The organism is Claveliimonas bilis (genome assembly GCF_030296775.1).
In the GTDB taxonomy this organism is placed as follows: domain Bacteria; phylum Bacillota; class Clostridia; order Lachnospirales; family Lachnospiraceae; genus Claveliimonas; species Claveliimonas bilis.
Genome location: NZ_AP027742.1, coordinates 234,446 through 250,860 on the forward strand (window position 1 = coordinate 234,446; position 16,415 = coordinate 250,860).

Here is a 16,415-nt window from a genome sequence, read left to right on the forward strand (position 1 = left end):
TCAGAAAGGTGAGGAAGGATATGAAAAAGAAAAAAGTAATGTCATTATTATTAGTTGCGGCGATGACAGCAGGCCTGGCAGCAGGATGCGGAAGCTCCTCCGATTCCGGGGACAGCGGAAGCAGCGAAGCAGAAGGAAAGGTATATTATCTCAACTTTAAACCTGAAGCGGACGATTACTGGCAGGAACTGGCGGAAGTCTACACAGAGGAGACGGGCGTGGAGGTGACAGTTCTGACAGCAGCTTCCGGAGAGTATGAGAAAACTCTGAAATCAGAAATGGCAAAGACAGATGCGCCTACCCTGTTCCAGGTAAACGGACCGGTGGGACTGGCAAGCTGGAAAGACTACTGTTATGATCTGTCTGATTCTGACATAGCAGGGGAGCTGACAGACGACAGCTTTGCGCTGATGGATGGCGATAAGATGGCAGGTATTGCCTACGTTATCGAGAACTACGGCATTATCTACAACAAGGACCTTCTTGAGAAAGCAGGCTACACAGCAGAGGATATCACAGACTTTGACAGCTTTAAAAAGGTAGTGGAAGACATCACGGCAAGAAAGGATGAACTTGGATTCTCCGCATTTACATCAGCAGGAATGGACAGTTCATCTGACTGGAGATTCAAGACACATCTGGCCAATCTTCCGATCTACTATGAGTACAAGGATGAGGGTATTGACAATACAGATGCCATCAAGGGCACATACCTTGACAATTACCGCCAGATCTGGGATCTGTACATCAATAATGCAACCTGCGAACCGACAGAGATTTCCACAAAGACAGCCGACGACTCCACAGCAGAATTTGTGACAGAGGAAGCAGTCTTCTACCAGAACGGTACATGGGAGTACAACAATATTGCGGATATCGGAGATGAGAACCTTGGCATTCTTCCGATCTATATCGGAGTTGAGGGTGAGGAGAACCAGGGCGTCTGCACAGGAACAGAGAACTACTGGTGTGTAAATTCCCAGGCATCTGAAGAAGATATCCAGGCAACACTGGATTTCATGAACTGGTGCGTAACTTCCGATGAAGGTGTAGAGTCTATGTGCAAAGATATGGGATTTGTCATTCCGTTCAAGTCCAACCTTGAGTCTGAAAATACACTGGTGAATGAAGCAAACGCATATATGGAAGACGGAAAAACACCTGTGACATGGGTATTCTCAACCATGCCTTCTGAAGAGTGGAAAAACGGTGTGGGTTCTGCGCTGACAGCATATGCGGCAGATCAGACAGATGCCAACTGGGATAAAGTTGTAAGCGCGTTTGTAGACGGATGGGCTACAGAAGCAGCGGCATCGGCAGAGTAATCTTTCCGGAAGAGCTGAAAGATATATAGAATTGAACAGGAAAGCGGCGGGCAGAAAAAGTCTGAACGCCGCTTTTTCAGAAGGAGGAGGATTTATATGGAAAAAGCGATCAAGCGGTATATGCCCATCTTTGTGCTTCCCACATTCTGCGCGTTTATCCTTGGATTTATTATTCCGTTCATAATGGGGATCTGGCTTTCGTTCTGTAAATTTACCACAGTCACAGATGCGAAATTTGTCGGATTATCCAATTACATTGAGGCATTTAAGGACACTGTATTCAGACATTCTTTCTGGTATACAGCCCTTTTCGCTGTGGTCTCTTTGGTGGTGATCAATGTGATCGCCTTTGCCCTTGCCATGGCGCTGACACAGAAAATGCGTGGAACCAATATTTTCCGCACGATCTTTTTTATGCCGAACCTGATCGGAGGCATCGTACTTGGCTATATCTGGCAGCTTATTTTTAACGGCATACTGGCTCGTTACAATACAGCGTTGGGACTGAATGAGTGGTATGGATTCTGGGGACTGATTATTCTGGTGAGCTGGCAGCAGATTGGTTATATGATGATCATTTACATTGCAGGGCTTCAGTCCATCCCCGGAGATGTGGTGGAGGCGGCCCAGATCGACGGCGCATCGAGGATCCAGAGACTTTTCAAAGTGACCATCCCCATGATGATGCCATCCATCACCATCTGTATGTTCCTGTCTATTACCAATGGATTCAAGCTCTTTGACCAGAACCTGTCACTGACGGCAGGAGAACCGTCCAAGATGTCCGAGATGATGGCGCTGAATATCTTCAACACATTCTACGGACGTACCGGATGGGAGGGCGTCGGACAGGCCAAAGCGGTGATCTTCTTCGTCATCGTTGTGGCTATCGGTATGCTCCAGCTTAGGGCTACCCGTTCAAAGGAGGTGCAGCAGTAAATGAAAAAGAGAAGCAGGATAAGCGCAGCTGGGACCGGTATCTTTACCATTCTTGGACTGGTTTACATCGCCCCCATACTGATCGTGCTTATGAATTCCTTTAAGAAAAAAGTATATATCAACAAAGAACCCTTTACGCTGCCGATAGAAAAGACATGGAACGGCCTTGAGAATTATCTGACAGCCATTGACAAGTACGAGCTGCTCAGCGCCGTGGGCTGGACGGTATTTATTACCGTTGGCTCTGTACTGGTGATCCTTGTGTGCACATCTATGTGTGCCTGGTATATTACAAGGGTAAAGACAAAGTTTACAAAGCTTCTCTATCTGCTCTGCGTGTTCTCCATGGTAGTACCTTTCCAGATGGTGATGTTCACCCTGTCTCTGGTGGCGGACCGGACCAGGCTCAACACACCCTGGGGAATTATCATCATTTACCTGGGATTCGGGGCAGGACTGGCAGTCTTTATGTTCTGCGGCTTTGTAAAGTCCATCCCGCTGGAGATCGAGGAAGCGGCTCTTATCGACGGCTGCACGCCTCTTCGTACCTTCTTTTCTGTGGTGCTTCCTATTATGAAACCGACATATATATCTGTGGGGATACTGGAAACCATGTGGATCTGGAATGACTTCCTCCTGCCATACCTCGTGCTGGACCTGAATGAATACAAGACCATATCCATTGCGATCCAGTATATGAAGGGAAGCTACGGACGGGTGGATATGGGCGCCATCATGGCGGCGCTGATCCTGGCGGTCATCCCGGTGATCATTTTCTATCTGTCCTGCCAGAAGCATATAATCAAAGGTGTGGCAGCAGGCGCAGTAAAAGGATAAACTATAAAAAAGCAAAGAGAGGGCTGCCCGGTGGGGGCAGCCCTTTTTAAGAAATTCCTGCATTTACTCGTTTCCAGAGCTCCGGACCGAGAATGACAGTCAGAATAATTTTTACAGAATCTCCTGCCAGATACGGAATGACGCCAATAGCTAACGCGGCAGTAAAAGACAGCTCCATTTGAAATGAGAGCCAGTATGTACCGAATAAATAAAGGACAGCGGTTCCGGCGATCAGACCGATAGCATGAAAGATACGGTTTTGCGGAAAATGATCTATGATAAGTCCGCCGATTATAGTAAGGAAGATAAAACCGATCAGGTATCCTCCGGTGGGACCGGCAAATTTGGCAAATCCTCCGGAAAAGCCGGAAAATACAGGAAGTCCGGCAAGCCCCAGAAGAAGGTAGATAATGTAACTTAAAGTAGCCTTCTTCCATCCTAGAAGATAGATACTGAATCCGATGACAAGATTTGTCAGCGTGATCGGTACAGGGCTGAAAGGAATGGGAATAGAAAGCGGTGCCAGAATACAGGTCACAGCTGTTATTAAAGCAGTCAGTACCATAGAACGCGTGGAAAGGCGAATGCTGCCTGGAGATGCTGTCTGTGAAGGGTGTTGTGGTAAGTCATCTGGTTTTTGAAACATAGCTACAATCCTCCTGTAAAATACTTTATAAAAAGTATAAAAGAAGGAAAGTGAATTGTCAACTAAATAAAAAATGAAGTTAACAATATGAAGTGAGTGAAATGGTGAAAAAATATAAATTATCAGAATATTATTATACAATAAGAAAATTATAAATTAATTAAAATAAAAATAAAAAATAGTATTGACAAATAAAAGGGGTGGTGCTATTATAAAGTCAATCCAAAAGAAATCCAATAAACCAGATAAAAGTTATATATTAAATTTAATAAAATTTATTTCTGACGAGAAAGGAAATAAATAAAAAGTAATAAGTATAATATATAAATAATATCTGAAAAGGATTTCAAAATATATTTCATATGTTGGTGAGATATATAGAGCGGAAATAAAACGGAAGGAGGCTTAATCCATTGGACAATTCAGAATTTCATAATCAGTATATCGGTGGTAAGGCAAATGAAGGTTCCCATAGAATAAGCCTTAATTATAGAGAAGCCGGTAAAAGTTTATAAAGGAAAAATCGGAGAGTATAATCACCGGTGTAAAGAGATTAAAATTTGCAGATATACTGAATAAATACCACGTAGATCAAAGATATTAGAGGATGCGTGAAGAAGTATCGGACTAATATATCAGATTTATATCAGGGAGCTATATAAAATATATGTTATAGAAGGAATAGCTTAATAGCGTTACAGATTATATAGTTATAATAAGGGATGAAGAGCTGTAACGGGAACGGTTATAGATATTATAATAACTCGGAAAATATTTTATATAGAGAATATGAGGGCGATATAAATATATGATTCAGGAATAAGAAATCCAGACTTTGAGAAAAAATCGAATAAAAGGAAAAAGGCAAGGGAACGCAATTAATCGAAAAATATCCTCCGAGATATAATTTAAAATATGATAAAATTTAATAGAAAGCAGCCACTGTAAAAAAGTTTCAAGTATTTACGGTGGCTGCTTTTTTCTATGAAAATAGTCTCGGCACTATCTTGGGAGGTAAAATATCATTTTTCGCCATAAAATCCCCATTTTCCAATATATTTCTATTTTGACATTGACTATCCTATATGCTACACTAAAAGAGTTAAAATATATACAAAAGTAAACATTATTGAGGTGAGAATATTGGATAAATATGAATATCGGGTTAAAACAGAGCAAATGCTCGAATACATGGAAAAGAGGCAGTATAAAAAAGCCATGGAGATTGCTGACACGATCGACTGGCGAAGAGTAAAAAATGCTTCAATGCTTAATAATGTCAGCGAGATATACGAATACAACGGGGAGTACCAGAAGAGCAGAGACATTTTATTTGTCGCTTATGACCGCTCTCCTGGCAGTAGAAAGATCGTATATCGTCTGGGAATCTTGGCATTAAAGATCAATGATATTGAAGAAGCTTCCGATTGTTATGAGGAATTTGTAAAGCTGGCTCCGAAGGATCCGAACCAGTATATATTAAAATATAAAATTTTGAAAGCACGGCGTGCGCCTGTGTCAGAGCAGATTGCTGCACTGGAGGACTTCAAAAAGGCAGAGTATGTGGAAAAGTGGGCTTATGAGCTGGCGAAGCTTTATGATGAGGCAGGTATGACAGCAGAATGTCTGGAAGAATGCGACGACCTGATTCTGTGGTTCAGCGAAGGAAAATACGTTTACCAGGCGATGGAACTGAAGATGAAATATAAGCCGCTGACACCGTTGCAGCAGGAGAAATACAATAGTATGGGCGGCCAGAAAACCGGCAGAAGAGAAATGGTAAGAGCGTCGGCAGAAGAGGATGTGAAGCCTCAGGAAGCGGAAGAGGAAATGCAGGATGAACTGGAAGAAGCGGAGGATTCCCTGGAACAGGAGGATATTCCGGAGGTAAAAGAGTCAGGCACTCTTTCAGAGGAGGAAGCTGCTACCAGGGAGATTCGTCTTGATGAACTTAGAGCGGCACAGGAAAAAGCTAAAGAGGAAATGGCAGCCAAGCCTAAGGAAAAATCATCTATCCGCCAGACTGTAAAGGGAGCAACGCTCTCCGAGGCGCTGGCGAATGGCGTGCGTGTTGCAAAAGGACTGGATATAGAGGAAAAGGCCAGCACAAAGCAGGATGAGGCGATGCGTATCACGGGTCAGATGAAGATAGAGGAAATTCTGGCAGAGTGGGAAGCAAAGCAAAAAGGCAATGCGGAGGCTATTGAAGAGCAGAGAAAGAAAGATGAAGAAAAACTGGCGCAGAGACGGCTGGAGGCACAGCGCCGCCGTGAAGAGGAAGCCAGAAGAATAGAAGAACAGCAGCGTGCAGCGGAAGAAGCCAGAAAAATTGCAGAGCAGAAAGCGGCGGAGGAGGCAAGGAGACTTGCGGAGCAAAAAGCCGAAGAGGAGCGCATTCTTGCAAAACAAAAGGCGGATGAAGAGAAGAGACTTGCGAAGCTGAAAGAAGAGGAAGAAGAAGCCCTTCTGGATCGGATCGCATCCGGAAAAGCAACGGAAGAATTTAAAGAAGCAGTAAGAAATGCAGTTGAACCGGAAGAAGAACCAGAAGAAGTAATCGAAGAAATGATCGAGGAGGAACCGGACGAGCCTGTGGAAGAAGTGGTTGAAGAAATCACTGAAGAGGAGATCGCAGAGGAAGAAGACGAACCGGAAGAGCCTGCAGAAGAAGTAATGGAAGAATCCGCTGCAGAGGAAATATTTGAGGAAGCGGACGAGCCGGAAGAAATGCTGAATGCAGAAGTGCAGGACGAAGAAGAAATTCCTGAAGAGAGTCAGGATATGAGCATGACAGCGGATCTTAGACAGCTGATGGCTGAATTGGAAGCAGAAGATCAGCCGGAGGATAAGGGCATGAATCTGGGAGGTCTTTCCATAGAAGAGCCTGCTGACGAAGAAGTTTCTGATTATATCGGCGAAGAAGAGTCATATGATGAGGCGGACTATGATGAAGTAGATTACGACGAGTCAGGCTTTGAAGAGGATGATGGATTCGAAGGCGATGATGACTTCGAAGATGAGGATGATTTCGAAGACGAATATGAAGATGAGTATGTCGAAGACGATTACGAGGATGAATACGAGGACGATTATGCCGACGAATACGAAGATGAATATGAGGATAATGACCTTGAAGATGATATGGATGACGACAGCTTCGATGAAGATGACTACAGCGACTATGATGATATAGAAGATGACGATTATGATGATGACTTCTATGATGACGAGGAAGAGGAGACGAAACCGAAGAAGAAACAGCAGGAAGAGCTGGTGATCGAAGAGCCTACGGAAGAGGAGATCCAGAAGCGTATTAAGAAAGGCAAAGGCGGCGTTCCATTTGATACAGGATTTGTAGTGACAGGGCGTTATGATTTGAGCGCTACAAGTGAGATCGGTCTGAAGGCGGGACTTACAGAGGAGCAGAAACAGCTGTTTTCTTACTTTGTTCCGGTGCGTGGTATGAGTGAACAGATAGTAGAAGTTCTGGATAATGACCGCCGGGAGAGAAGAAACGGAACGTCGAAAGTTGGAAATATCCTTGTTATCGGACACAAAGGATCCGGTAAAACTGTTCTTGCGGTTGATATTGTCAAAGCAATTCAGAAACAGCGTAACCTTAAACAGGGAAAAGTTGCCATTGTAACAGGAGAAGCCTTAAATAAAAAGGATATCCCTAATATCATTCAGAAGCTGAAAGGCGGAGCAATTATCATTGAGAAGGCCGGAAAGCTGAATGCCAGAACGGTCCGTGATCTGAACATTCTGATGGAAAAGAAGACAGGAGAGCTTCTGTTTGTGCTGGAGGATCAGAGAAAAGCGTTAGAACGGCTCTTCACTGCCAATCCGGAGTTTAAGAAGAAATTAACTTCTAAACTGGAGCTTCCGGTATTTGTTAATGATGAGCTTGTAACTTTTGGACAGACCTATGCTAAGGAAAACGGGTATAAGCTGGATGAGATGGGTATATTGGCACTGTACAGCAGAATTGATGTGATGCAGAGAGAAGATCATGCCGTGACGGTAGCTGAAGTAAAAGAGATTATGGATGCAGCGATTGAACATTCCCAGAAAGCGAATGTAAAGCATCTGGCAAGACGTATGTTCCGCAAGGGAACAGACGAATCAGACCGCATTATTTTGAAGGAAGACGACTTCAAAATCTAGAGAATAACGGAAACAAAAGAGAAAGAGTTTTGGCGATGTATTTTGTCAAAACTCTTTCTTTTTGACAGGTAATAAAGTATAATGAAGCTATCACAAATTTAAGACGAGAGGGTGGGCTTATGGGAAAAACAAAGACCGTAAAACCATATGAAATCGGAGAACTGGATCATTATCTCTTTGGACAGGGGAACCATTATGAGATATATAAGAAATTGGGGGCGCATCGGGTAAAGAACGGAAAAAAAGAAGGGATATATTTTGCAGTCTGGGCTCCCCATGCGGAAGAAGTCTCAGTGGTCGGAGATTTTAATAACTGGGATGAATCAGCCAATGTCATGGAAAGAGGAGAACCACTGGGGATTTATACCTGTTTTATACCGGATGTGCCGGAGTATGCTTTATACAAATATTGTATCAAGACATATAAAGGGGAATATATTTACAAGGCAGATCCTTTTGCAAATTATGCAGAGCTTCGTCCGGGAACTGCCTCCAGAATTATTGATATCAGCGATATTTCCTGGTCGGATCAGGCGTGGATGGAGCAGAGAAAGGCATGGAAGCATACAGAACAGCCTATGTCGATTTATGAGGTCCACATCGGCTCATGGAAAAAGCATCCTGACGATGAGGACGGTTTTTATAATTACCGGGAATTTGCGCGTGAGATTACGAAGTATGTTAAGGATATGGGATATACCCATATTGAGATTATGGGCATTGCCGAGCATCCCTTTGACGGTTCCTGGGGATATCAGGTGACAGGATATTTTGCTCCTACCTCCCGGTACGGAACACCTCAGGATTTTGCCTGGATGGTGAATTATCTTCATAAAAATAAGATTGGGGTTATTCTTGACTGGGTTCCGGCTCATTTTCCAAGAGATGCCCATGGTCTTGCGGACTTTGACGGTACGCCGACTTATGAATATGCGGATCCCAGGAAAGGGGAACATCCCGACTGGGGGACAAAGATTTTTGATTATGGAAAAAATGAGGTGCAGAATTTCCTGATCGCAAACGCATTGTTCTGGATAGAAGATTTTCATGTTGACGGTCTGCGGGTTGACGCAGTTGCTTCTATGCTTTATCTGGATTACGGAAAACGCGACGGGGAATGGGTACCGAATAAATACGGCGGAAATAAAAATCTGGAAGCTATCGGATTTTTCAAACATCTCAATTCTGTTGTGCTGGGAAGGAACCCGGGAGCGCTGATGATCGCTGAAGAATCCACGGCCTGGCCCAAGGTGACGGGAAGTGTGGAGGATGACGGTCTGGGCTTCAGCCTGAAATGGAACATGGGATGGATGCATGATTTTACAGAATACATGAAGCTGGATCCTTATTTCCGTAAAGGGGCTCATAACTTGATGACATTTGCCATGAGTTATGCATACAGCGAAAAGTATATTCTTGTATTGTCTCATGACGAGGTTGTGCATTTGAAGTGTTCTATGATCAATAAGATGCCGGGACTTGGATTTGATAAATATGCAAATCTGAAGGTCGGATATGCTTTTATGATGGGACATGCCGGTAAGAAACTGTTGTTTATGGGACAGGAATTTGCACAGCTTCGGGAATGGAGTGAGAAGAGGGAACTGGACTGGTTTCTTCTGGAGGAGCCGGAGCACCAGTATATACAGAACTGGATGAGAGATCTTCTGCATTTATATAAACGAAACAAGGCCATGTATGAACAGGATGATACGTGGGAAGGATTTGAGTGGGTAAATGCAGATGATGGAGACAGAAGCATTTACAGCTTTATCCGTCATTCCAAAGGAAATAAGAAAAATCTGCTTTTTGTATGTAATTTTACACCTATGGCAAGAGATGATTATCGTGTAGGCGTTCCGAGAAGAAAGCAGTATAAGCTGATCTTGAACAGTGATGATAAAAAGTATGGCGGAACAGGCGAGGAAAGACCACAGATCTATAAGGCGAAAAAGGGTGAATGCGACGGAAGGCCGTATTCGTTTGCCTATAAGCTTCCGCCATATGGAGTGGCTGTGTTTGAGTTTTAAAGAATATCAATAAATCTTGTTCGGGCGGAGAAATACAGACCGTAAAAGGGAGGTTTATTTCTCCGCCTGAATTTTGCTGTTTGATAAAAGGGAAAGGAAAAGAAGAGAAATGCGCCTTAGAAATATACCAAGAGCAGATCGGATTTTGAGTGAGCACCAAAAGGTAATTAAAAATGAAGCGGAGAAAAAAGGAAAATGGAGCATGGTCTTTGAAAATGAGCATCCGGTCTATGTAGAGATAGGGATGGGGAAAGGACAGTTTTTAACAACATTAGCGGAAAAGAATCCGGATAAAAATTATATCGGGATTGAGCGCTATTCCAGTGTTCTGCTAAGAGCAGTAGAGCGTCTTGATGCTATAGAGGAGAAACAGGGCGTGAAGCTGGAAAATATCCGCTTTATCTGTATGGATGCAGCAGATGTGCCGGATGTGTTCGAAGAAGAAGAGGTGGCGGGAATTTATTTGAATTTTTCAGATCCATGGCCTAAAAAACGTCATGCAAGAAGAAGGCTGACTTCAAGGGAATTTCTGAAAAGGTATGAAAAAATACTCGATGAAGATGGGGTGGTGGAATTTAAGACGGATAATCAGGAGCTGTTTCAATTTTCCCTGGAGCAGGCTAAAGAGACTGGATGGAACTTAAAAGCCATAAGCTGGGATCTTCACCACGATAAAGAAATGTGCCGGGGCAATGTGATGACGGAATATGAAGAAAAGTTTTCTTCACAGGGCAATCCTATCTGTAAGATGACTGCAGCGCCGTCAGTCAAGGATAAAGGGATCTCTGCATAATATATAGAGAAAACAAAAAAGGGAGCCTTAGGCATATGGGACGAAGAAAATCTGGACGAAGAATGTCAAAGCTGTACTGCAGGCTGTATTGGATAAGAAAGAAAAGTCCCATGATCGACTGCCTGCATAAATCTTTGGATGAAGTATACCGGATATTAAATTCCAAATGCTGACCGGCTGGAAAGGAAAGAGATGCTGCATTTGACAGAGGGAAATTTCCAGGCTGAAGTAAATCAGGCAAAGTTTCCGGTGGTGGTTATGTTTTATGCTTCCTGGTGTCCAAAATGTGCAATGACGAAGCCAGTGGCAGAGGATATAGAGAAACGGTACCGGAAAAAAGTGAAATTTTGTGAAGTGGAAATTGAGGAATGTCCGAATTTGGCGGTGAAATATGGAGCGGATATTGTTCCGACTCTTGTAATGTTCAAAAACGGGACTGTAAAAGCAAGAATGCAGGGAACAGTAGGAGAAAATATATTGGAAAAGAGAGTCAGGGAGCTGCTTTAGGGCGGCTCCTTCGTTTTTTTTCATCTAATTTTAAGAAAACTTTCATGTACTTTTTGGAATAAGTGTGTTATATTGGTGACGGTAAAACATACCCTTTTGGATAAGGGTGGAGCCGTTTATCAAAAATAATTAAAAAGGGAGACAAGGTATTAACCGAAAGCTATGAAAATGAAAAAAATTTTGCCAATTCTTATGGCAGCAGTTATGACAACGTCAATGGTACCAATGACGGCTGGAGCAGTTGATACAGCTGACAGCAGCCAGGGAACAGAGGATACTGCATCGCAAAATACAGAAACGGGAAGCGATGCCGCAGCAGATGGAGCTTCCGGAACCGCAGGGGAGGCAGAAGGCTCAGGAGCAACAACGGACGGAACAACTTCATCAGATGGAACTGTGGGAACAGAGGATGGAACCACATCGGATACTGCAGGAGAAACAGAAGGAACAGATGGGGCTGCAGGAGCAGAAGAAACAACAGGCGAGGATTCTACTGCAGAAGAGACTACAGATGAAACGACAGAAGAAACAGAAGACGGCCAGACGGATAGTGAGAAAGTTGTTACTCTGGGAGAGAATCTTACAGAAGAACAAAGAGCATCCATGTATGAATATTTTGGGACTTCAGCGGATGAAGTAAAAACTATCGTTGTTACTCATGCAGACGAAGTACAGTATATGCAGGGCATTGCTACTGACGAACAGATCGGACCTACAACTAACAGCTGTGCTTATGTAGAGCCTACAGATTCCGGAGGAATCAAAGTAAAAACGGCAAATCTTAATTATGTGACCAGTGCTATGATCGCAAGTACGCTGACAACAGCAGGTATGGAAAACTGTAATGTTATTGCAGCTTGTCCTTTTGAAGTTTCCGGAACCGGAGCGCTGACGGGAATTATCATGGCATATGAACAGGCAAGCGGCGAGAATCTGGACGAAGGCCAAAAAGAAGCTGCTATGGAAGAGCTTGTCACAACCGGAGAGATTGCGGACAGTGTTGGACAGGAGAAAGCAACGGAAGTGATAAAAGACGTGAAGACAGAAGTGCTGGATCAGGGCCTGACAGATGAACAGGAGATTGGTGAGGCGGTTGACAACATTGCACAGGAAAACGAAGTTACTTTGACAGATGATCAGAGACAGCAGATTGTCAGCCTTATGGAAAAAATTTCCCAGTATGATTATGATGTGAATGCGCTGAAAGATACGCTCGATAACCTTACAGCAGATGATGGAGCGCTGGCAAACATATGGAATTCAGTAAAGAGTTTCTTTGTCGGATCTGATGATGGTATTTTAAGCGAAACAAACGATGAGGCACTTGGCTCCGATGTCATTACTGACAGTACGGTGAATGAAAGCGGATTTAAAGACGGGCTTCTGACAAGGATCAAGAATTTCTTTACAGGGGAATAATAGTTAATTGACATACAAATTGACACGTAACACTTTTGAAAAATGTTACGTGTCAATTTGTGTTAAACGGTGTGCTTTTTTGCGGAAAGCCCTGTGTAAAACTGCGTTTGCTGCTATTGCGGAGGCAGAAACAGGCCGATTTCCGGAGGACAGCACGAAAAAAAGAAGAATAAAAGTGCAGAAAGGAACCAACAGAAAAAAATTTTCATCGGATCGGCGCGCCGGAAACGGGGAAATAAGTTGCTGGAGGCAATATAACAAAGGCAGATTCCTGTAAAATAAATCAGGATATCCAGAAGCAAAATACTCCGACCGGCAATAAAAGTATAGAGATAAAATAGTACTGTAATGGCAGCCATGGCAAAGATCACGCCGACAAAGCGGGAAGCAAACAGCATGGAAGGATTCGGCCGTCGAAGGGAATATTCCGCTATGGTCAGAAACAATACGGGGAAAAAGACCAGCTTCAGATGTTCCCAGACAGATTCATTTACTGGAACGATCAGGGCCAGAAAAGGATTATAATCGGAAAATTCGTAGAGAAAATGACAGATGCTGCCAAGTATAAAAGTCCATAAAATATATGTAAAATCGCGGCGATGATATAAACGGTACAAATTTTTGCTCCTTTCCGGTTTTGTATAGGCCTGTCCCACCGGCAAGAGGATGGCAGAACTGGAATAGTCCGGTCTTGCGGACTAAAAAAAGTATATGTAACTTTCAGGAAAAAAGAACCGGATATCCGTAAATTTCGGACGACGGATTTTGCAGAGCTTGAGGAACTTTTCGTCTGCTAATGACTAAGAGCTATGGAAAATGAAAAAAATAGAAAAAACTACTTGCATTGTGTCTGAAACTATTATATAATATTTCTTGCGTTAAGGAAGTCTTAACAAAATAATGAGATATGCGCGATTAGCTCAGCTGGCAGAGCACCTGACTCTTAATCAGGGTGTCCAGGGTTCGAACCCCTGATCGCGCATTTAAAAATCACTGTTTTTGCGGACATTGTGAGCTGCGGGGACGGTGGTTTTTTTGTACAGGAAAGAGCGGAGGAAAAAGAGATTATGGGAAATTTTTTGGTAAATAGTGAAGGCTATCTGACGGGAGCAGGATATGTGGCGGCGGTGATTGCGGGAATCCTGCTTCTGGCTGTGGGTGTATATTTTGCCAGAAGGGGAAAACAGGGGAGAAGGATCAGTACAAAACAGCTTGCCTTCTGCGGAATGGCAATGGCGCTCGCTTTTCTTACTTCATATATTAAAATTTTTCAGTTGCCATGGGGCGGAAGTGTTACTCTATGCAGTATGCTTTTCATTGTACTGATCGGAAACTGGTATGGGGTAAGGACGGGCATTTTCGTGGGATGTGCTTATGGAATCCTGCAGTTTCTTCAGGAACCATATGTGTTGTCGTTGTTCCAGGTATGCTGTGATTACTGGTTTGCCTTTGCCGCCATGGGAATAGCAGGATTTTTTATGCGTTCGAAAAATGGTCTTTTGAAGGGATATGTTGCAGCAGTTCTGGCACGTGGCGCTTTTCATTCTCTGGGCGGTTATCTGTACTGGATGGACTATATGCCGGAAAATTTTCCACAGGCTTTGAAGAGCCTGTATCCGATCTTATATAATTATAGTTACATTTTAGCGGAAGCAATACTCACAATTATCATTATTTCTATACCGGCAGTAGCAAAGAGCCTGAACCGGATAAAACAGTTAGCGCAATGAAAAGAAAAAAGCAAGAAAAAGAGAAAAAACGGGGGAGATGGAAACGACGGCTTCTTTTTATCTGTGTGCTTGTCTTTCTGATCCCTACAGGATACTATGGTATTGATTTTGTTTATCGGGGGCAGACCGAGCCGCAGGTATCTGCTGTTCAGACAAGCACAGACGGCGCTGTCTATTCCCTGGGAGAATTTAAGGAACGTCTGAAACCTTACAGAGGACTGTATGAAGAAGCTGTCGAAAAACATAAAGATGAAACGGACAGCGGCACCTATGTGATTCCGGGACTGAAGGCAACTATGACAGTGCGGGGAAACAGAGACAGGAAAGCGTCTGTATGCGGCGGCATGACGCCTCAGGGGATTACGGTGTCAGATAAATACCTGTTCATCAGTGCATATTGCCATACCAAAACCCATAATTCAGTAATTTATGTGATAGACAAGGAAACTCACGAGTTCCTGAAAGAGCTTGTCCTTCCCAATAAAGCCCATGTAGGCAGTCTGGCCTATGATGATGAATATCACAATCTTTGGGTGTGTGGGAGCAGGAACGGAGTGGCACAGGTGAACGCGATCTCGGCAGAAGAAATAGAAGCCTATCATTTTACGGAAGAATACAGGCCGATCCGGTTCCTTCATGTAAACAATATTTTGGATATTCCCCGGAGTTCCTTCATGACATATGATCATTCCTATCTGTATGTGGGTTATTATTCGACAAAAGGAAACGGAATGATTAAAAAGTATGAGCTCCAGGATGATGGAAATATTCAAAGTGTCCGGGTGGAATATGACGGACAGCACAGCCGTCAGGGAGTTGCAGATGAGGATGATTTGGAAATTTCCCGATATGCACAGGGAATGACCTTCCTTGGAGATATGCTTTTTCTTTCCTATTCTATGGGAATTACACCTTCCCGTTTGGCCGCTTACCAGGTATCAGACGGAATACGGGACTATACAGACGAGATGGCTTTGCAGGATATCCGGCTCCCCCGTATGCTGGAACAGATATGCATGGATGGAGGAACAATGTATCTGCTGTTCGAATCGGGAGCATATGCTTACAGAGGCCTTCCGGGAATGGCAGTTGACAGGGTACTGAAGATAGACATTCTGGAATGACATTGGGAAAAAGGTATCCGGCACAGGAGAGAAAGCAGCAGAACCGGTATGAGGAAACAAGGGTTCATTATATAGAAGAATAAGACGCCAATAGAAACGGCCGTATACAGAAAATCCCTGCAGGGGTTTGCTGTATACGGCTTATTTTTTTGCCTTTGATAAGTACATCAGGCGGAAGGTGTCTCGTCTGTATATACGATAATAATATGTCGGAGCGTTTCATGTAAATAGGGGAGGTACTCCTCAATGGACACAGGTTGATTGTGGAGGATGCAGTTATAACTTGTAGCTCCGATCAGCTCGATTATGGTAAAAAGCATCAGCTCAGGAGATTTACATTTTATATGATACTTTTCCATGGACTGCAGATAATGATCATAGAAGTCCTGAGATGCCATAAATTCTGTGCTGGAAAAAGTGTGTTTGAAAATACCCCATGATAAATTTTTGGCAACAAATTCCATCAGGGAATGCTGGCGGCAGAAACAATCAATGATATAGTCTGTAATAAACAGAAGTTCTTCTTCGAAGCTATTTATACTGTTTTTTTCAAGTTCCTGGCAGGCATTGTCGAATAACTGCCCGGCTTTGTAGGCAATGACCCGGTTTCTGAGGTCATATTTATCCTCAAAATACAGGTAGAAAGTACCTTTCGCGAGTCCGGCATGGTTGACAATATCCGATATGGTTGTTTTGGAAAAGCCTTTTTCTGTAAATAGTTGGAAAGCCGAGGAGAGCAGAGCATCTTTCTTTCTCTTTTTATTATCATCAATTTTACCCATTTGTGTACCTCAATCCTTTGTTGTCTCAAACAGCCCTGCGGAATCAGTGCCGCGCTGATCTGTCTGAAGCGTTACTTATATTATGTAAGAAAAACGCAGGAAAGTCAATAAATGAC

The 16,415-nt window shown here is 43.4% G+C and carries 14 protein-coding genes and 1 tRNA gene; 12 read left to right on the forward strand and 3 right to left on the reverse strand.

What is annotated here, in order from left to right; all coding sequences use genetic code 11:
* Positions 1 to 20 precede the first annotated feature (20 nt).
* From R2J37_RS01075 to R2J37_RS01085, 3 genes are all read left to right on the forward strand, one after another.
* Positions 21 to 1,325 carry an ABC transporter substrate-binding protein gene (locus tag R2J37_RS01075; RefSeq protein WP_316266023.1) on the forward strand — a complete coding sequence of 435 codons (1,305 nt, stop codon included), beginning with the start codon at positions 21 to 23 and terminating at the stop codon, positions 1,323 to 1,325.
* A 96-nt stretch (positions 1,326 to 1,421) separates the two neighbouring features.
* Positions 1,422 to 2,264 (forward strand): carbohydrate ABC transporter permease, encoded by an 843-nt coding sequence (locus tag R2J37_RS01080; RefSeq protein ID WP_230107364.1) that lies wholly within the window; start codon positions 1,422 to 1,424, stop codon positions 2,262 to 2,264.
* Positions 2,265 to 3,101, forward strand: coding sequence for a carbohydrate ABC transporter permease (locus R2J37_RS01085; protein WP_230107363.1), 837 nt, complete (start codon positions 2,265 to 2,267; stop codon positions 3,099 to 3,101).
* Between the two features lie 46 nt (positions 3,102 to 3,147).
* Here the strand turns inward: R2J37_RS01085 and R2J37_RS01090 are convergent, their stop codons facing one another.
* Complete coding sequence (locus tag R2J37_RS01090; protein WP_230107565.1) at positions 3,148 to 3,666, reverse strand: biotin transporter BioY; 519 nt, start codon at positions 3,664 to 3,666, stop codon at positions 3,148 to 3,150.
* A gap of 1,260 nt (positions 3,667 to 4,926) precedes the next feature.
* On the opposite strand from R2J37_RS01090, the gene R2J37_RS01095 reads away from it, so the two are divergent.
* The 6 genes from R2J37_RS01095 (at position 4,927) to R2J37_RS01120 (ending at position 12,663) form a co-directional block, all read left to right on the forward strand.
* Positions 4,927 to 7,914: a hypothetical protein gene (locus R2J37_RS01095; protein WP_416387398.1), complete on the forward strand. Its 2,988-nt coding sequence runs from the start codon at positions 4,927 to 4,929 to the stop codon at positions 7,912 to 7,914.
* 119 nt (positions 7,915 to 8,033) lie between these two features.
* Entirely contained in the window at positions 8,034 to 9,944 is a 1,911-nt protein-coding gene (gene glgB / locus R2J37_RS01100) for a 1,4-alpha-glucan branching protein GlgB (protein WP_316266025.1), read from the forward strand.
* Between the two features lie 109 nt (positions 9,945 to 10,053).
* Positions 10,054 to 10,737: a tRNA (guanosine(46)-N7)-methyltransferase TrmB gene (trmB, locus tag R2J37_RS01105; protein ID WP_316266026.1), complete on the forward strand. Its 684-nt coding sequence runs from the start codon at positions 10,054 to 10,056 to the stop codon at positions 10,735 to 10,737.
* Positions 10,738 to 10,772: 35 nt separating this feature from the next.
* Positions 10,773 to 10,910 (forward strand): hypothetical protein, encoded by a 138-nt coding sequence (locus R2J37_RS01110; protein WP_230107360.1) that lies wholly within the window; start codon positions 10,773 to 10,775, stop codon positions 10,908 to 10,910.
* A gap of 19 nt (positions 10,911 to 10,929) precedes the next feature.
* The gene (locus R2J37_RS01115) at positions 10,930 to 11,244 is read left to right on the forward strand and encodes a thioredoxin family protein (protein ID WP_230107359.1); all 315 of its coding nucleotides are present in this window, start codon (positions 10,930 to 10,932) and stop codon (positions 11,242 to 11,244) included.
* A gap of 168 nt (positions 11,245 to 11,412) precedes the next feature.
* Positions 11,413 to 12,663, forward strand: a complete 1,251-nt coding sequence (locus R2J37_RS01120) for a DUF1002 domain-containing protein (RefSeq protein ID WP_316266027.1) — start codon at positions 11,413 to 11,415, stop codon at positions 12,661 to 12,663.
* 113 nt (positions 12,664 to 12,776) lie between these two features.
* Here the strand turns inward: R2J37_RS01120 and R2J37_RS01125 are convergent, their stop codons facing one another.
* Positions 12,777 to 13,280 carry a DUF6512 family protein gene (locus R2J37_RS01125; RefSeq protein WP_230107357.1) on the reverse strand — a complete coding sequence of 168 codons (504 nt, stop codon included), beginning with the start codon at positions 13,278 to 13,280 and terminating at the stop codon, positions 12,777 to 12,779.
* A gap of 292 nt (positions 13,281 to 13,572) precedes the next feature.
* On the opposite strand from R2J37_RS01125, the gene R2J37_RS01130 reads away from it, so the two are divergent.
* The 3 genes from R2J37_RS01130 (at position 13,573) to R2J37_RS01140 (ending at position 15,517) form a co-directional block, all read left to right on the forward strand.
* Positions 13,573 to 13,645: transfer RNA gene (locus R2J37_RS01130), tRNA-Lys, on the forward strand.
* 85 nt (positions 13,646 to 13,730) lie between these two features.
* Positions 13,731 to 14,393, forward strand: a complete 663-nt coding sequence (locus R2J37_RS01135) for an energy-coupled thiamine transporter ThiT (RefSeq protein ID WP_256193430.1) — start codon at positions 13,731 to 13,733, stop codon at positions 14,391 to 14,393.
* Positions 14,390 to 15,517: a YncE family protein gene (locus R2J37_RS01140; protein WP_316266028.1), complete on the forward strand. Its 1,128-nt coding sequence runs from the start codon at positions 14,390 to 14,392 to the stop codon at positions 15,515 to 15,517. The genes R2J37_RS01135 and R2J37_RS01140 overlap by 4 nt, the downstream gene beginning before the upstream one ends.
* Positions 15,518 to 15,684: 167 nt before the next feature.
* Here R2J37_RS01140 and R2J37_RS01145 read toward each other — a convergent pair whose 3' ends face one another.
* Positions 15,685 to 16,299: a TetR/AcrR family transcriptional regulator gene (locus tag R2J37_RS01145; RefSeq protein WP_230107354.1), complete on the reverse strand. Its 615-nt coding sequence runs from the start codon at positions 16,297 to 16,299 to the stop codon at positions 15,685 to 15,687.
* Positions 16,300 to 16,415 lie beyond the last annotated feature (116 nt).